13 protein-coding genes are annotated in these 15603 nt (G+C 39.5%); 11 read left to right on the top strand and 2 right to left on the bottom strand.

Annotated features, from left to right (window positions below):
• Nucleotides 1-10: 10 nt before the first annotated feature.
• From E2I05_RS16210 to E2I05_RS16195, 4 genes are all read left to right on the top strand, one after another.
• Nucleotides 11-739 (top strand): ABC transporter ATP-binding protein, encoded by a 729-nt coding sequence (locus tag E2I05_RS16210; RefSeq protein ID WP_243641021.1) that lies wholly within the window; start codon nucleotides 11-13, stop codon nucleotides 737-739.
• Nucleotides 736-3195, top strand: a complete 2460-nt coding sequence (locus E2I05_RS16205; RefSeq protein WP_121852065.1) for an ABC transporter permease — start codon at nucleotides 736-738, stop codon at nucleotides 3193-3195. Before E2I05_RS16210 ends, E2I05_RS16205 begins: the two co-directional genes overlap by 4 nt.
• A gap of 127 nt (nucleotides 3196-3322) precedes the next feature.
• Nucleotides 3323-4735, top strand: a complete 1413-nt coding sequence (locus E2I05_RS16200) for a sigma-54-dependent transcriptional regulator (RefSeq protein ID WP_243641020.1) — start codon at nucleotides 3323-3325, stop codon at nucleotides 4733-4735.
• Nucleotides 4732-5964, top strand: a complete 1233-nt coding sequence (locus tag E2I05_RS16195) for a sensor histidine kinase (RefSeq protein WP_121852063.1) — start codon at nucleotides 4732-4734, stop codon at nucleotides 5962-5964. Before E2I05_RS16200 ends, E2I05_RS16195 begins: the two co-directional genes overlap by 4 nt.
• A 1-nt stretch (nucleotide 5965) precedes the next feature.
• On the opposite strand, the gene E2I05_RS16190 is transcribed toward E2I05_RS16195, so the two are convergent.
• Entirely contained in the window at nucleotides 5966-6982 is a 1017-nt protein-coding gene (locus E2I05_RS16190) for an opioid growth factor receptor-related protein (protein ID WP_133309748.1), read from the bottom strand.
• A 130-nt stretch (nucleotides 6983-7112) separates the two neighbouring features.
• On the bottom strand, nucleotides 7113-7649 hold the full coding sequence (locus tag E2I05_RS16185; protein ID WP_121852061.1) for a protein disulfide oxidoreductase: 537 nt from the start codon (nucleotides 7647-7649) through the stop codon (nucleotides 7113-7115).
• Nucleotides 7650-8830: 1181 nt separating this feature from the next.
• Between E2I05_RS16185 and queA the strand changes: the two genes are divergently transcribed.
• The 7 genes from queA (at nucleotide 8831) to E2I05_RS16150 (ending at nucleotide 15575) form a co-directional block, all read left to right on the top strand.
• Nucleotides 8831-9868, top strand: coding sequence for a tRNA preQ1(34) S-adenosylmethionine ribosyltransferase-isomerase QueA (gene queA / locus E2I05_RS16180; protein ID WP_121852060.1), 1038 nt, complete (start codon nucleotides 8831-8833; stop codon nucleotides 9866-9868).
• A gap of 46 nt (nucleotides 9869-9914) precedes the next feature.
• The gene (gene tgt / locus E2I05_RS16175) at nucleotides 9915-11039 is read left to right on the top strand and encodes a tRNA guanosine(34) transglycosylase Tgt (protein WP_121852059.1); all 1125 of its coding nucleotides are present in this window, start codon (nucleotides 9915-9917) and stop codon (nucleotides 11037-11039) included.
• A gap of 55 nt (nucleotides 11040-11094) precedes the next feature.
• Nucleotides 11095-11424: a preprotein translocase subunit YajC gene (gene yajC, locus E2I05_RS16170; protein ID WP_121852058.1), complete on the top strand. Its 330-nt coding sequence runs from the start codon at nucleotides 11095-11097 to the stop codon at nucleotides 11422-11424.
• 17 nt (nucleotides 11425-11441) lie between these two features.
• Complete coding sequence (gene secD, locus E2I05_RS16165) at nucleotides 11442-13292, top strand: protein translocase subunit SecD (RefSeq protein ID WP_121852057.1); 1851 nt, start codon at nucleotides 11442-11444, stop codon at nucleotides 13290-13292.
• A gap of 13 nt (nucleotides 13293-13305) precedes the next feature.
• The gene (gene secF, locus E2I05_RS16160; protein WP_121852056.1) at nucleotides 13306-14253 is read left to right on the top strand and encodes a protein translocase subunit SecF; all 948 of its coding nucleotides are present in this window, start codon (nucleotides 13306-13308) and stop codon (nucleotides 14251-14253) included.
• A gap of 78 nt (nucleotides 14254-14331) precedes the next feature.
• Nucleotides 14332-14658 (top strand): putative signal transducing protein, encoded by a 327-nt coding sequence (locus E2I05_RS16155; protein ID WP_165905424.1) that lies wholly within the window; start codon nucleotides 14332-14334, stop codon nucleotides 14656-14658.
• Nucleotides 14658-15575, top strand: a complete 918-nt coding sequence (locus tag E2I05_RS16150) for a precorrin-2 dehydrogenase/sirohydrochlorin ferrochelatase family protein (protein WP_121852054.1) — start codon at nucleotides 14658-14660, stop codon at nucleotides 15573-15575. Before E2I05_RS16155 ends, E2I05_RS16150 begins: the two co-directional genes overlap by 1 nt.
• The last annotated feature ends 28 nt before the right edge of the window (nucleotides 15576-15603 follow it).

Raw genomic sequence — 15603 nt, 5'->3', positions numbered from 1 at the left:
GACAATAAAAATGAACAATGACATGGAAAATAACGCCAAAAAACACAAAAACAAATTAGTCACATTACGAGATATCAACAAAATCTACACCAAAGGACAAATACAAACCCACGCATTACATGATATTAGTTTGGATATTTATCAAGGAGAGTTTGTTGCTATTTCAGGCCCGTCTGGGTGCGGTAAATCCACATTACTCAGTATTCTCGGATTGTTAGATGCGGCCACTACGGGTAATTATCAGTTAACCGATATTGATGTAAGTGATTTATCGGTCGATCAAAGGTCAAAAATACGCAACCAACACATTGGTTTTGTTTTTCAATCTTTTAATTTAATCGAACATTTAAGTGTTTTTGATAATATCGCTTTGCCATTAGAGCACCGCGGTGAGTCTTCAAAAACTATCAAGCAAGCCGTAGATAAACATCTTTTATTGGTCAATATGGAAAGCCATAAACACCATAAACCGAACCAGTTATCGGGTGGTCAACAGCAACGAGTGGCTATCGCTCGGGCATTAGTCGGCGAACCAAAACTCTTGCTAGTGGATGAACCAACAGGGAATTTAGACAGCCGAAATGGTGACTTGGTTATGCAGCAGCTCAAAACGCTCAACGAGCAAGGGGTTACCATTGTTATGGTGACCCATGACGAACGATATAGCTTGATGGCGCAGCGGAAAATTCGCTTGTTCGATGGTGAAGTACTTGCCGAAACTAAGGGGGCTATTGCATGAGCTTTTATTTACGAGCACTGCAACACGGCGTGATGCGACTGTTCACCTTGCCAAGGTTAACATTGCCCGTACTTTTAACCTTAAGTTTAACATTGGCGGCCGTCCTGACGGTTGTAGCAATGAGCAGTAATTTAATCTTCAAGCCACTACCAGATATTAAAGATGAAGACTCGCTTTATATAATTAATAACGAGGTAATGCTCGGGGAAATGTCAATGAGCATTTTTAACAGTAAAGCTTACGCCCATCTAGCAGACGATTATCGATCAATTGGGGATTTTGCTGCTCTGGATGGTGATCAATTCCCAGCATTATTTAATGTATCAGAAACGCAGTATGACAGCATATTATTTACAGCAAGTCATAATATTTTTGATGTTACAGACCGAGAAATCATATTAGGTGATGCGCCTACAATAGATAATATTGCGCAAGGTGTATGGATTTCAGAAACATTATGGCGCAGCGCATTAGAGTCAAGAAAAGGTGTAATCGGCGAACAAATTAAAATTAATAATAAAACGCATTTAGTCAAAGGAGTTGTAACTGACTTTGTTTCATTTTCAATACGAGGAATACGTAATACTCAACAAGTTTGGTCATTGTATAATTTACAAGACTTTAAAAATAAGGATTTAAAATACGGGGAATTTACTGGTAACTTCACATCGCTTTTCCGAGTGAAGACGAGGCTTATTACAGCTAAAGAAGTTGGTACATTTTGGGAAAAATATAAAGTAGAACATATAGAGTCTACTTTTACTATCGCAAGAAACATAAAAACAAAAGTAAACATCGTGAAATATCGCGATTCATTACTGCTGGAACAAGAAAACATGGTGTGGTTTTTAATTGCGGCTGTTACAGCACTATTACTGATGGCGAGTTTGAACTTGTTGAACTTATTTATTGGTTATTACCAACAACGATACCGAGAGTTCGCACTGCAAATTAGCTTAGGGGCAACAAAATCGCGTTTATTCGCAATGGTGTTTTTCGAAAATTTGGCTGTATTTATTGCTTCAGCATTTACCGGACTAGTTTTAGCGGCTTGGATTATTCGATTACTTCCGATCATTTCTGGCGGTAATATCAAGTTTATTGATTTGATACAGTTGGACAGTTATACCTCAATAGTTGCGATACTGCTGGTTATGGGTATTAATTTATTTTTCGCGTTAGTTGTTGTATTTCGCTTCGACGATAACACGTTATTAGAGCAAGTATCTTCAGGGAATAAAGGTGTTTCAAGGCAATCAATGGGCTTACTGAGTAAAGCTATTTTTGTATTGCAAATAAGTGCAGCAGCGATATTGTTAACTACGTTGGCTATGGTAGGGAATTCAGCTTGGAGTGATTTGAATATTGATTACGGATTCAAGGCTGGTAATACATTAGTCGTGAAAGCCACTTTTGATGAAAATTTTCGAAAATATGATCGTGAAAATCAATCAAAACAAGAAAAACAGCTAAAGAGCTATACCTTAGCTAATCGAGTGATTAAACAGCAAATAATCAATAAATTAAGTGAGCTCGATAGTAGTATTCAAGTTTTGAGCAGTAATGCAGACCCTTATATTGGAATGAATGGTTCGGTAAGAATTAGATTCGATCCTGACACCAATACAACCGAGAGTTTTCGTGTTGTAGATGTGGCACATGACTTCATTTCACAGTTCGAGATTCCGCTTTTATATGGCCGAAATATAACTCAACAAGAATACACCACACTTGCGCCTGTGCAGTTGAACAATCAAACATCAGCCAAACATTTAAGCAAAGGTGAGCCAATTAAAAACCTGATAGGTACTCAGTTTTGGGGCAAAGAAATTGTTGGTATTATTGCTGATAATGTGAGAGTTGGTGAGCATGATACAAAGTTTGCTGTCAGTTATTTCGCAAATACAGATAACATTTCATCCATGGTTTTTGTGATGCAGTTACCTGAAGCAGAAGTATTTGATGTAAATGCTATCGAGTCATTAATAAAAAATTCACACCCACAAATTACAGAAATAAAAAGTTTGATATTGAAGGAGTATATGTGGCGTGCTCTGGATAATAAGCTATTGCAGTTTTACTTCATCATGGTGCTCTCACTACTGACTTTGCTACTCGCGGCTTTTGGCACCACTGGAATGGCGTTAAGCTTTGCCGAAATTAAGCGCTTCGAGTTAGCCATTCGCATGGCAACTGGTGCATCACGAGCCATGTTACTTAACAATATGCTTAAAAGCTTTAGCGGGCTGTTAAGTACTACTATGGTGGTTGCATTAGTATCATCGGCATTAATTTACTATGGTTTACAGCAGCAAATTTCAGCGTTGCCCGCGTTCTCTTGGGAAGCCTTGCTGTTCTTTTCTGCAATATTGGTTACTATAGTTTTTGCGGCAATTTTTTGGGTGATATGGCGAGTGATTAATGCCGAACCCATGCAAGCGCTACGTGAGCTTTAAAGTTAAAGTAGCCTACTCTACTTAAACTTAAAAACATCAGTTGAATGCTGAGTATATGAGTAACTGTTTGAGCAATACGATGATTTTATTACCGTGGTTTTCACCCAATAAGTGAAGTGCTCTACGCTTGATAACGCAGTCAACTAATGTTTCTAGGTTAAAACAGTCAATAATTAAAGGAGCTGGCAGTGATGACTGTCAGCAAGAGTGCATGAAGCAAAAAATCGTTTTAGTGGTCGATGATGATGCCGATATCCGTTTTGCGTTAAATTTACTACTCCGTGGTGAGGACTATCGGGTTATTGAAGCCGATAGTGTGAAGGCTTGCCTACAACTCATTGAGCGAATAACACCTAATTTAATACTGCTGGATTTAAACTTTTCGCAAGATACGACATCAGGTAAAGAAGGACTTAAACTATTAAAACAGCTCGCACCTAAAGAATTGCCGGTGATGCTCATGACTGCATGGGCAAACATTGAATTGGTTGTGCAAGGTTTACAAGCTGGAGCTGTTGATTTTATCGAAAAACCTTGGAACAAAAGACAGTTAGTCAACAAAATATCGAGTCACATTAACATTTCTGAAAACCCATCAAATCAAGACAGTTGGATTGCTTATTCGCCTGCCATGCAACAGCTTGAAATGCTCATTAAACAGCTTGCACCTACAGACGCCAATTTACTCATTCTCGGTGAAAACGGCACGGGTAAGTCTTTGCTCGCGAAACGCATTCATGCTATGAGCCACAGAGCTAGCGAAGCTTTCGTAGGAATAAATATGGCGGCCATTCCAGAAAGCTTGTTCGAAAGTGAATTGTTTGGTCATATTAAAGGCGCTTTTACGGATGCTAAGCAAGACAGACAAGGTGCTTTTGGTCGGGCAAAAAAAGGGACCTTGTTTTTAGATGAAATAGGGACTCTACCATATCATTTGCAACCCAAGTTATTGCAAGTATTAGAGAGTGGCGAATTCACGCCATTAGGCTCGAATACCGAGTGCTTTGCACAATCAAGGCTGATATCAGCCACTAATCAAAACCTCAGTCATGCCATCGAGCAGGGTGAGTTTAGGCAAGATTTATATTATCGACTGAATACTTTTGTCATCACGTTACCTGCACTTCGAAATCGGCAACAAGATATTTTGCCTTTGGCCAATATGTTTATCGAAATGTTTGCCCACAAATACAATAAATCGCTCATGACGATGTCTGCGGCCGCTGAAACGCAATTACTCACTCATGAATGGGCAGGAAATGTGCGTGAACTGAGCCACGTTATCGAACGAGCCGTATTGATTAATTCGGCTAATAAAATCGATACACAGCAACTCATTTTGGAGCCAAGTACTCGAAGTGTTCAATCGGATATTCCTGATATGACCCTCGAGGCGCTGGAGAAGCAAAGAATAGTTAATGCGCTTGAGCAACACGATGGGCATTTAAACCATACTGCAACTGAATTGGGTATATCTCGGAATGCACTATATCGGCGATTGGATAAATATCAATTAATTTCAGAGGCGGGCGAGGAATGAATTATCATCGGAAGCTGATTGCATTGCTTACTGTTATTGCTACGCTCGGTTTATTGTCTTTATCTGGAAACGTTTATTTGGTCAGTGAAGATATACTGATTACGTTATCCTTCGGGATCTTTTTTCTCTATGTTTTAGCTTATTTATCGGTGAGTTTTTACCGTAAACAGACTGAGCCGTTAGAACAACTTTTGGTATATGTAAAAACGCGGCAAGAGGGACAAACAAACATCAGTTTAAATTTAGATGGTAATCGCTCACTGCTTAACGAGCTATCCAAGCTGTTGCATAAAACCGATTTTAGTTCCCCATCTTTATCAGAATCTCAACAGAATGATTTTGTGATTGAAAGCGTGTTTAAACATTGGCCGATGCCAGTGATTACTTTTGATGGAAAGCAGCGCATTACTTTTTTTAATCATTCATTATTTAAAGAACTCAAGGTACCTTTGTTGATAGGTGCTGCTGCGCAAGAATGCGGTTTTAAAATTGAAAATAGTCGGTTTACACATTCTGGTTTCGATCAAAACTGGCAAACTCATAATATTAGTATTGGTCAGCAAACTTTATTTTTAGCTCACAATATTCGAGGTGAATTGCAATCCACCAAACAACAATCCCAAATTGATTTAATTCGGGTTTTATCACATGAGTTAAATAATTCACTAACGCCAATGGCGTCAATGGCTGATACCTTGTTGCAAACTGAATCAATGCCTGAGGAGTTAACTCGTGAAGTGCTAATACGTATTCGAGCCAGAAGTGAATCATTATTAAAATTTGTTAAAGCATACGCAGAACTGAGCCAGTTACCAGAACCAAGACCAACGAGAACAAACTTATATAAACTCGCCAATGAAGTAGCACAAGATCAAGGCATTAAGTTTCGATATAGCGGTGAGCACTATCTAGAAATTGATCCAGTATTATTTGAACGGGTATTAATTAATATATTCAAGAATTCAAAAGAAGCAGGTAAAGAAGTACTCACTACAAGTGTAGATATGCAGGTTTACTATAAAGGCTCAGACGCCAAAATAATAATTAAAGATAATGGTTCGGGTTTTATGAACCTTGGCAATGCGCTAACGCCTTTTTATACCACAAAAACTACCGGTAGAGGACTCGGCTTGGCTTTATGTAAAGATATTGTAGAGCGACACAATGGCAAGCTTCATGTAATGAATACTGAAAACGGGGCTTGTATAAAGATGAGTTTAGCGGTTTGAATTATTGAAAATTTAATCGGAATTGCCTACCAATAAGAGATTGATTTTCTAGTAAAGTATGCCAATGTTTCATTACACCTCGGCTAATGTGTTGACGATTCTGAATAAAAAACCCAAACAGATTTGAGGCAAAATCACGGTAGCCGCAAAGTATAAGGAATGTCAGCATACGTGAAATTCTTTTGTGGTTATGAGTGAAAGTTAAGCTTTTCCATTTAGTTAGTGATATTGAACTAGCATTGGGCATTTGCTTTACTTGATCGCCTGATCTTTCTAATCCGTAGAACTTTAACATAACGTCAATACACCTTTGGATGTTATGCTGGGTTTTAGGGGTGTAATGAACGTTAAGTACATCAGCAGAGGAAAGTAAAGGGGCAGATGAAACAACAGTGCTTGTTGTTTGAGTTGGGAAGATCATTTGAATAAAGTTATGGCAATTTTCAAGTTTATTATCGTCAAATTTGAGCACTTCACTGATTGAATGACCTGATAAACGGCCTGAGCCATTCATAAAACGGAACCAAGGACTTTGCTGAGGTCTAAAGTTTGATGAACCAACAGCTGAAGTTGAAATGGTATGATGATTATGTATCGGCGTAGATTGACCTGTGCTTTGGTAGTTTCTCGGCGTACTTTTTTTTAAATATTTTGTTATTTGTAGATGCCCTACTGAATTATCTAACTTTAGTTCGTAATGCTTATTGTTTAAATGAGAAAAGCACAAAATTATGTCGGTTTCTTGGGTACCAAGACAAGATTGTAATTTTAAAAAGTGTGCGTCTGCCTCCTCCGCGGTTGTAGAGTGTACGAGTCGTCTAAAGGCAATGGCTGCGTCGGCTTTATCAACGCCTCTAAACCAGTTTTTGATACGTTCTTTTAAAGATGTTAATTGATTTAACTGATGGTCATCTTGCTCATAATATAAATTATTAAGCTCAAAACCCGTTAGCGTAGTAGCACGGCTAAAGCAGCCACTATGAGTGACTGGAATGGTTAAGCCTGATGAAAAATTCAATTTAGGTATCAAAAAGTCAGTACCAAATATTTGAAGCTATATGGGTATAACCATAATAGTCAGTCAGACTACTGACTGCTATTAAAATGGATGAAGGTTAATTCTATGTTTAACTAATTGATATTAAAAATTAAAAGCTTGCTAGCCATAACCTGAGCCGCATTCCCCAATTACTGGTTGGCCCTGTTGTTTTTGACGCAATATTTCCATTCTTATCAATCACAAAAATTGCAGGTACTCCATTTACTCCCCAAGCTTGACTAATCGTGTTATTAATATCGTTAATGGCAGCAAAGCTTAATTGTTTTTGTTCAAGGTATTGTTGCACTTCCCAATTTTTACCAGAGGCAATGGCGATACTGATCACGGGGTGATCTTTTGATATTGATTCAACCATTGGGGACGTAAATTTACAGTAACCACACCATGAACCCCAAAAATAAACGAGCGTGGGTTTGTCGGAGCTTAGAGTCGCTAGGTCAATCGGTTTCCCATTGATGGTTTCAGTGGTTAATTTGGGAGCATGGCCTGAAGCCATTTCAAATTGAAGATAGAAACTGAGAGCACTGACAAGTGCAATTACAATAACCAATTCTTTCGTTAACTTTAACCAAAATTCACGGCTTTTAAGCTTTTGATATAAAGGGGTTGAAATTTTTTTTAACATATTTATTTTAATCACTTCGGGTTTAATTCCTCGCCCCTAGGGGCGAACTAATACCAATTACAGTAATTAACTTCCCACTCAGCAAGCTCTAAAGGATTTCAGTACAAGACGCAAGTTTGAAGTACTATTAGGAGAATTCAAAAACTTGTAACGTAGTAATGGAATCCTTTAGCCTTGCCCTTCGGGAGCTTGTATGTGTCCAAATTACTACGCAAAACTGTCTCAACGTAGCAATGTAATAACGACAGTTTTGTATGTCGGTCATAACTATGTCTTCATCAATTTCACTTGTACTTTGAACACATACATAGCTCTGAGCTGGGAATTTAATTACTGTAATTGGTATAACACAAAATGTTTGTGCTTTGTCATATCAGCGTAGGCTGGTATTCAGCGACTTTCACTAAACAAGAACAGACCCTAATATAGACCTGTTAAAGACTATCAATTGTTCATTCAATCTAATAGATATCAAAATGTTATAAGTAGGTGTTAATTTTATTTCTTTTGTGATCTTGTAGTGAATTTTGTTGATTACGCTTGGCTATGTAGATGATTTGTCTGTCTAGCTTACTGTTACACAAAAAATGGGGCAATAACTCAATTATAATCATAAAAAATATATTGAAACAATTTGTGTAATAACGGTATCATAAAAGAGTCGAGTATTTTTATATCAATTATACGTTTTTTAAACGGCTGATTTTTTTAATTATTTATAATCAATATAAACAACTAATAATAAAAAGGTTCACGGATGATGATAGGTTGGCTTAAAAAGGTTTTTCGCATAAAACCTAAAAAAGAACCCAGAGTAAAAATGTATTCTGAGATTCAATATGAGCAGATCGATGGTCCGCCATTCGATTATACTGATTTTCAGTATCACAACCCGTCAAAAAAAGAAGAACCTAGCGACTCTTAGTCTTTTCTTCACCATCGTACTTTACCTTGCAGAACTCTCATATTAACAATTCAAGTATGAGAGTTTGACTGGAAACTTTTCTGTATTCGAACAAACTTCTTCTAGGTTCACTTCTGTATCTTGAATTCATCTGCCTATAGTCATAGACTAGCCGCCGTTTTCATTTAAAAACGTAGATTCATCATTTATATTTCATAACCAGAGAACTGTATTGCAGTTGCTTTAGGTTTGTTTAATGCTATTTTGAGGCAAGTTAATGCGTGTTGCAGATTTTTCGTTCGACCTTCCTGATGAACTTATTGCTCGTTACCCCACAGAGCAGCGATCAGCGTCACGTCTTTTAACCTTAGATGGTAATACTGGCCAAATTTCAGACAAACAGTTCAACGATTTATCCGATTTTATTCAACCGGGTGACTTAATGGTGTTTAACAATACTCGAGTTATTCCTGCGCGTTTATTTGGGCAAAAATCGACAGGTGGGAAGCTAGAGATTTTAGTTGAACGCATGTTGGATGATAAACGGATTCTTGCTCATGTGCGCAGTTCAAAATCACCGAAAGTTGATGCCATTATTGATTTAGATAATGGTTACCAGATGAAAATGTTGGCGCGTCATGACACCTTATTTGAATTAGAACTGCAATCAGAGCTTACGATTTTAGAAGTGCTGGAAGAAATTGGCCACATGCCTTTACCGCCTTATATTGATCGTCCTGATGAAGATGCCGATAAAGAGCGTTATCAAACCGTGTATAACGAAACCCCAGGGGCGGTTGCAGCACCGACAGCGGGTCTTCATTTTGATGATGAAATGCTCGCACGTTTAAAAGATAAAGGTGTTAATACGGCATTTGTGACTTTACATGTTGGCGCGGGAACCTTTCAACCTGTACGAGTTGATAATGTTCTTGAACACAAAATGCATTCAGAGTGGGCGAATGTACCACAAAGTGTGGTTGACTTAATTGAACAAACAAAAGCCGCTGGAAATCGCATAATTGCGGTTGGTACCACATCTGTACGATCTTTAGAAAGCGCCGCCAGAGAAAATGATGGTAAAATAGCGGCGTACAGCTCAGATACTGATATTTTTATCTATCCGGGATACGAATTTAATGTGGTTGATGCGATGGTAACGAATTTTCACCTACCAGAGTCAACTCTTATCATGTTGATCAGTGCTTTTGCTGATCAACAACTGGTCATGGATGCCTACCAACATGCGATAAAACAAAAGTATCGCTTTTTCAGTTATGGTGATGCCATGTTCATCACTCGAAAAACAAAATAATTTTTAGTTAAAGAAGTCAGACTGTTTATCTGACAAGGTATAGTTAATGAAATTTGAATTAGATAAAACCCAAGGCCGCGCTCGTCGCGGTCGTTTAGTGTTCGACCGTGGCACTGTAGAAACACCAGCATTTATGCCTGTAGGCACTTATGGAACCGTAAAAGGCATGACACCGGAAGAAGTGCGCGCAACAGGTGCGGATATTTTACTCGGTAACACCTTTCACCTATGGCTTCGCCCAGGCGAAGAAATTATGCGTAAGCATGGTGATTTGCATGACTTCATGAACTGGCAGCGCCCAATTTTGACTGATTCAGGTGGTTTTCAAGTTTTCAGTTTAGGCGCTATGCGTAAAATCACTGAAGAAGGCGTAATGTTTCGTTCACCGATTAACGGTGAAAAAATCTTTATGGATGCTGAAAAGTCGATGCAGATCCAAGATTCATTAGGCTCAGATGTGGTAATGATTTTTGACGAATGTACACCGTATCCGGCCACACATGATGAAGCGCGTAAATCAATGCAGATGTCGCTGCGTTGGGCACAGCGCTCACGTGATGAGTTTGACCGCCTTGAAAACCCAAATTCTTTATTTGGTATTATTCAAGGTGGTGTTTACGAAGATTTACGTGACGAAAGCTTAGAAGGGTTAACCAACATAGGTTTTGATGGTTACGCCATTGGCGGCTTAGCGGTTGGTGAGCCTAAACCAGATATGCACCGTATTCTTGAACACGTTTGCCCTAAAATCCCTGAAGAAAAACCTCGTTATTTGATGGGCGTAGGGAAACCTGAAGACTTGGTTGAAGGTGTGCGTCGTGGCGTTGACATGTTCGATTGCGTAATGCCTACACGAAATGCACGTAATGGACATCTATTTACCAGCACAGGCGTTATTAAGATCCGTAATGCTAAGCATCGTGATGATACCGCTACATTAGATGAAAAATGTGACTGTTACACTTGTAAAAATTATTCTCGGTCATATCTATATCATTTAGACAAGTGCGGTGAAATCTTAGGTGCTCGTTTAAACACCATTCACAACCTTCGATACTATCAAATGTTAATGGAAGGTTTGCGTGGGGCGATTGATGCAGGTACATTGGATGACTTTATTCACGAGTTCTATAGCAGTCAAGGTCGAGAAGTCCCTGAGCTGAACGACTAATAAAATTTACAATCAACATTTTTAATTATAAAAAGTAACAAAAGAAGAGAGGATTATGTTTATTTCTAATGCTTACGCAGCTCCAGCTGGCGTGCCAGGTGGCGAAACAATGCAAATGGTTTTCATGCTGGTTATTTTCGGTTTGATTTTTTACTTCATGATCTTCCGTCCACAATCAAAGCGCGTAAAAGAGCACAAAAACCTAATGGAATCGATTTCAAAAGGTGATGAAGTGCTAACTAATGGTGGTATTTTAGGTAAGATCGCAAAAATCAGTGATGACAGCGATTATGCAGTGTTGAGCTTGAACGACAGCACTCAAATTACGATCAAAAAGGATTATATTGCAGCTGTATTGCCTAAAGGCTCTATTCAGTCGCTATAAGCCAAGAGGGCTAAAGCGTGTTAAATAAGTATCCAATGTGGAAAAACCTAATGGTGATATTCATTATCGTCATTGGTGCTTTTTACGCATCTCCAAATTTATCTGGCGAAGATCATGCTGTGCAAGTTGCAGCTAACCGTGGCGCTAAGGTGACGGTATCGGTTCAAGCTCGAATCAATGAACTGTTGGCAGAAAAAGGTATTGGAGTTATTCGCTCTGAGCTGGCCAACGAACAGGTTCTCGTACGAATCAAAAATCCTGAGCAACAGCTTCAAGCGAAAGAAGTCATCGCCGAAGCACTAGGTGAGCAATTTACTGTCGCACTTAACCTCGCTCCAGCTACTCCTGAATGGTTGGCTGCACTTGGCGGTGCACCAATGAAGCTTGGTCTTGACTTACGTGGCGGTGTTCACTTCTTGATGGAAGTGGATATGGGTGAAGCGGTTCGAAAAATGGAAGATTCGAAAGTTTCTGAATTTCGTTCGCAACTTCGTCTTGAAAAAATCCGTTACTCTGGTGTTCGGATAACGCCTCGTGGTATTGAAATAAAGTTCCGTAATTCTGATGCACTTGAACAGGCTGAGCGCTTTTTAAAGCGTAAAGACCCCGATATGGTGTTTACTGATGTATCTACTGATACGCAGCCACTGTTGTTAGCCAAGATGAATGAAGTCTACCTTAAGAAAGTTAAGGAAGATGCACTTGCGCAGAATATGACTACGATCCGCAGCCGTGTTAATCAACTCGGTGTTGCTGAGCCAGTGGTACAACGTCAAGGCGCTGAACGCATTATCGTAGAATTGCCAGGTGTACAAGACACGGCTCGTGCTAAAGAGATATTAGGTGCGACGGCGTCGATTGAATTGCACATGGTTGATCAAAATGCGGATATCGAAAATGCGTTGAAAGGGCGTGTACCTGCAACGTCAATATTGCATAAACGTCGTAATGGTCAACCTGTTGTATTGAAGAAAAAGATTATCCTAACCGGTAATCACATTACTGATGCACAGCCAAGTTTCGATCAAAATGGTCGTCCAGAAGTGAGTATCACCCTTGACTCTAAAGGTGGTAATAAATTCTCTGCAGCGACTAAAGTCAACATCGGTAAACCGATGGCGACTTTGTTCATCGAATATAAAGACAGTGACAAACGTAACCCAGATGGCACTGTTAAGATGAAGAAAACCGAAGAAGTGATTTCGGTAGCAACCATTCAACAGCAATTAGGTCATCGTTTCGTTATCAACGGGTTAAATCAACCTGAAGCGCAAGAGCTTGCACTTTTGCTTCGTGCAGGTGCTTTAATAGCGCCAGTAACGATTGTTGAAGAGCGTACCATTGGTCCAAGCCTTGGTGCTGAAAACATCGAAAATGGTCTTCAAGCGATGATTTGGGGCATGGCAATTGTTTTAGTGTTCATGCTGATTTATTACCGCGCCTTTGGTGTAATCGCTAATCTTGCATTGAGCTTCAACTTAATCATGGTTGTAGGTGTTATGTCTATGATACCGGGCGCCGTGTTAACTTTACCGGGTATTGCTGGAATGGTACTGACGGTTGGTATGGCGGTTGATGGTAACGTGCTTATCTATGAACGTATTCGTGAAGAGTTGCGTGCAGGGCGTAGTGTTCAGCAAGCGATTCATGAAGGTTATGGAAATGCGTTCTCGACGATTGCTGATGCGAACATCACCACATTCTTGACTGCGTTGATTTTATTCTCTGTCGGAACAGGTGCGATTAAAGGCTTTGCGGTTACCTTAATGATAGGTATTGCAACTTCAATGTTTACAGCGATTGTAGGCACTCGTGCGATAGTTAACGCTATCTGGGGTGGCAAGCGCGTGAAGAAGTTGTCTATCTAGGGAGAGATTGATTATGTTTCAAATTTTAGCATTTAAAGGCACAGTCAATTTCTTGCGCCATGCGTTGCCAATCAGTGTTCTTTCACTATTTTTAGTGGTTGGTTCAGTGGTTTCGTTGGCCACTAATGGTATTAACTGGGGACTTGATTTCACTGGCGGTACAGTAGTTGAGCTTGAATTCGATCACGCGGTAGATTTAAAAAATCTACGTGCTGATTTAGATCATGAGAGCACGAGTGGCGCGGTGATCCAAAACTTTGGTTCAACCAGAGACATTCTGATCCGTTTGCAAGTCAAACAAGGCGTGAAAAGCGATGACCAAGTGAAATTGGTCATGGAGACTGCCAAAAAATTTGACGAAGGCGTGATTCAAAAGCGTGTTGAGTTTGTTGGACCACAGGTTGGTAAAGAATTAACTGAGCAAGGTGGCTTAGCGGTTTTAGTCGCACTAATTTGTATTCTTGTCTATGTGTCATTTCGCTTTGAATGGCGCTTGGCGGCGGGTTCAGTTGCTGCATTGGGGCACGATGTCATCGTGACCTTAGGTGTATTCTCTGTATTGCAACTCGAGTTTGACTTGACTGTGTTAGCGGGCTTATTGACCGTAGTAGGTTACTCGCTTAACGATACCATCGTTGTATACGACCGTATTCGTGAAAACTTCCTCAAGATGCGTAAAGCGGATCCCGCGGAAGTGGTGAATGCGTCAATTACCCAAACGATGAGCCGAACCATCATCACAACCTTTACAACGTTAATCACTGTGATTGCATTGTTCTTGAAAGGTGGCGGGATGATCCATGGTTTTGCCACAGCATTGCTGATGGGCATACTTGTGGGTACTTATTCTTCAATTTATGTAGCGAGCTATCTAGCGATTCGTTTAGGCATAAGCCGCGATCACATGATGCCCGTTGAAATTGAAAAAGAAGGTGCCGATCAAGAATCTGTAATGCCTTAAATCTTTCTTTAAGGCATCATATTTTGGTATTCTAAAAAGCCACCTTCGGGTGGCTTTTTTGTAAGGGAAATTATGCCAATGAACGATCTATCATCAGAGAAAACGCTATTAATTAAAGGTAGTTTAATTGAGGTGCATGCCTTTAAAGGGTTGCTTGAAACTCAAGGAATCGATGTTGAGTTAAGAGGAGAAGCACTGTTAGGGGCAACGGGTGAGTTTGGACTAGATGCCGCTTATGCTGAAATTTGGATAACTTCATCGCAACTTGAACAAGCGAAAGCAATTATGGATCAGAACAACAAAAAAGGTGAGCCTTGGTTTTGCCGTGAGTGTGGTGAGCAAAATGAATTTAATTTTGAAATTTGCTGGAAATGCAGTTCAGAAAATATAGAGAGTGATCTTTGATGCAGTATTTTCCGCTATTTGTTGATACTCAAAGGTTATCAGCTCTTGTCGTTGGCGCTGGAGACGTTGCTGCGCGCAAGTTGGAGCTATTGTGTCGAACAGAAGCTGAAATAACAGTAATCGCGCTATCGGCTTGTGATGAGGTGTTAGGACTAGCCAGTCAAAACAAAATTAAATTAGAACTGCGTGAAGTGAATAAATCAGATATCCGAGATATTCATCTTCTTTATATGGCAACTTCAGATCCGGCACTAAACCATAAAATGGCGGAAGTGGCTCATCAAAAAAATATACTTGCTAATGTTGTTGATGCGCCAGATGAATGCAGTTTTATCACACCTGCAATCGTCGACCGAGGTAAATTACAAATTGCAATCAGCAGCAGTGGAGCCGCACCAGTTTTTGTCAGTCAATTGCGGGCTAGAATTGAGACTTGGCTGCCAAGTTCAGTTTCAGGTTTGATGGACTTCGTCGCTAAAAAACGTTCTGAGGTTCAATCTTTATTTAAGTCAGGACAAAGTAAAAGGCAGTTTTGGCAACGCTTTTTCGAGCGAAATGGTGTTGAATATACAGAGTTTACGGCTAATGCCTTTATCGAAACGAAAGATGATGTGTTATTAGAAAAAGAGTCAAGCGCCCAGAGTGAAATTATCCTACTCAAACAAACGGCGAATATTTCTAATTTGCCTATCTCAATTATTCCAGTTTTGCAGCAGATAGAGCTAGTGCTTAGTGAGAAAAAAGTGCCATTTGAACTTAATGAACTTATTAGACGTGATGCTATTCGTGCTCAATTTAAATGTGCAGAATCGTTAAGCTTGGATGGGATTATTGGGAAAGTATTGATTATTGCTGATAGCGATGCATTGAGCAAAGTGCACACAAAATTTATTGAGTCATTTTATTTAGACGAATAAAAAATACTCAAGCACCTTTTATTCGTCT

The organism is Parashewanella spongiae, from assembly GCF_004358345.1.
In the GTDB taxonomy this organism is placed as follows: Bacteria; Pseudomonadota; Gammaproteobacteria; order Enterobacterales; family Shewanellaceae; genus Parashewanella; species Parashewanella spongiae.
This window is presented reverse-complemented; position numbering and strand designations above follow the sequence as displayed.

What these genes read in the sequence shown, in the direction of transcription:
- E2I05_RS16185 (WP_121852061.1), bottom strand. Translation starts at nt 7,649, where the DNA reads ATGTTAAAAAAAATTTCAACCCCTTTATATCAAAAGCTTAAAAGCCGT.
- secF (WP_121852056.1), top strand. Translation starts at nt 13,306, where the DNA reads ATGTTTCAAATTTTAGCATTTAAAGGCACAGTCAATTTCTTGCGCCAT.
- yajC (WP_121852058.1), top strand. Translation starts at nt 11,095, where the DNA reads ATGTTTATTTCTAATGCTTACGCAGCTCCAGCTGGCGTGCCAGGTGGC.
- E2I05_RS16150 (WP_121852054.1), top strand. Translation starts at nt 14,658, where the DNA reads ATGCAGTATTTTCCGCTATTTGTTGATACTCAAAGGTTATCAGCTCTT.
- E2I05_RS16205 (WP_121852065.1), top strand. Translation starts at nt 736, where the DNA reads ATGAGCTTTTATTTACGAGCACTGCAACACGGCGTGATGCGACTGTTC.
- queA (WP_121852060.1), top strand. Translation starts at nt 8,831, where the DNA reads ATGCGTGTTGCAGATTTTTCGTTCGACCTTCCTGATGAACTTATTGCT.
- E2I05_RS16155 (WP_165905424.1), top strand. Translation starts at nt 14,332, where the DNA reads ATGAACGATCTATCATCAGAGAAAACGCTATTAATTAAAGGTAGTTTA.
- tgt (WP_121852059.1), top strand. Translation starts at nt 9,915, where the DNA reads ATGAAATTTGAATTAGATAAAACCCAAGGCCGCGCTCGTCGCGGTCGT.
- E2I05_RS16195 (WP_121852063.1), top strand. Translation starts at nt 4,732, where the DNA reads ATGAATTATCATCGGAAGCTGATTGCATTGCTTACTGTTATTGCTACG.
- E2I05_RS16210 (WP_243641021.1), top strand. Translation starts at nt 11, where the DNA reads ATGAACAATGACATGGAAAATAACGCCAAAAAACACAAAAACAAATTA.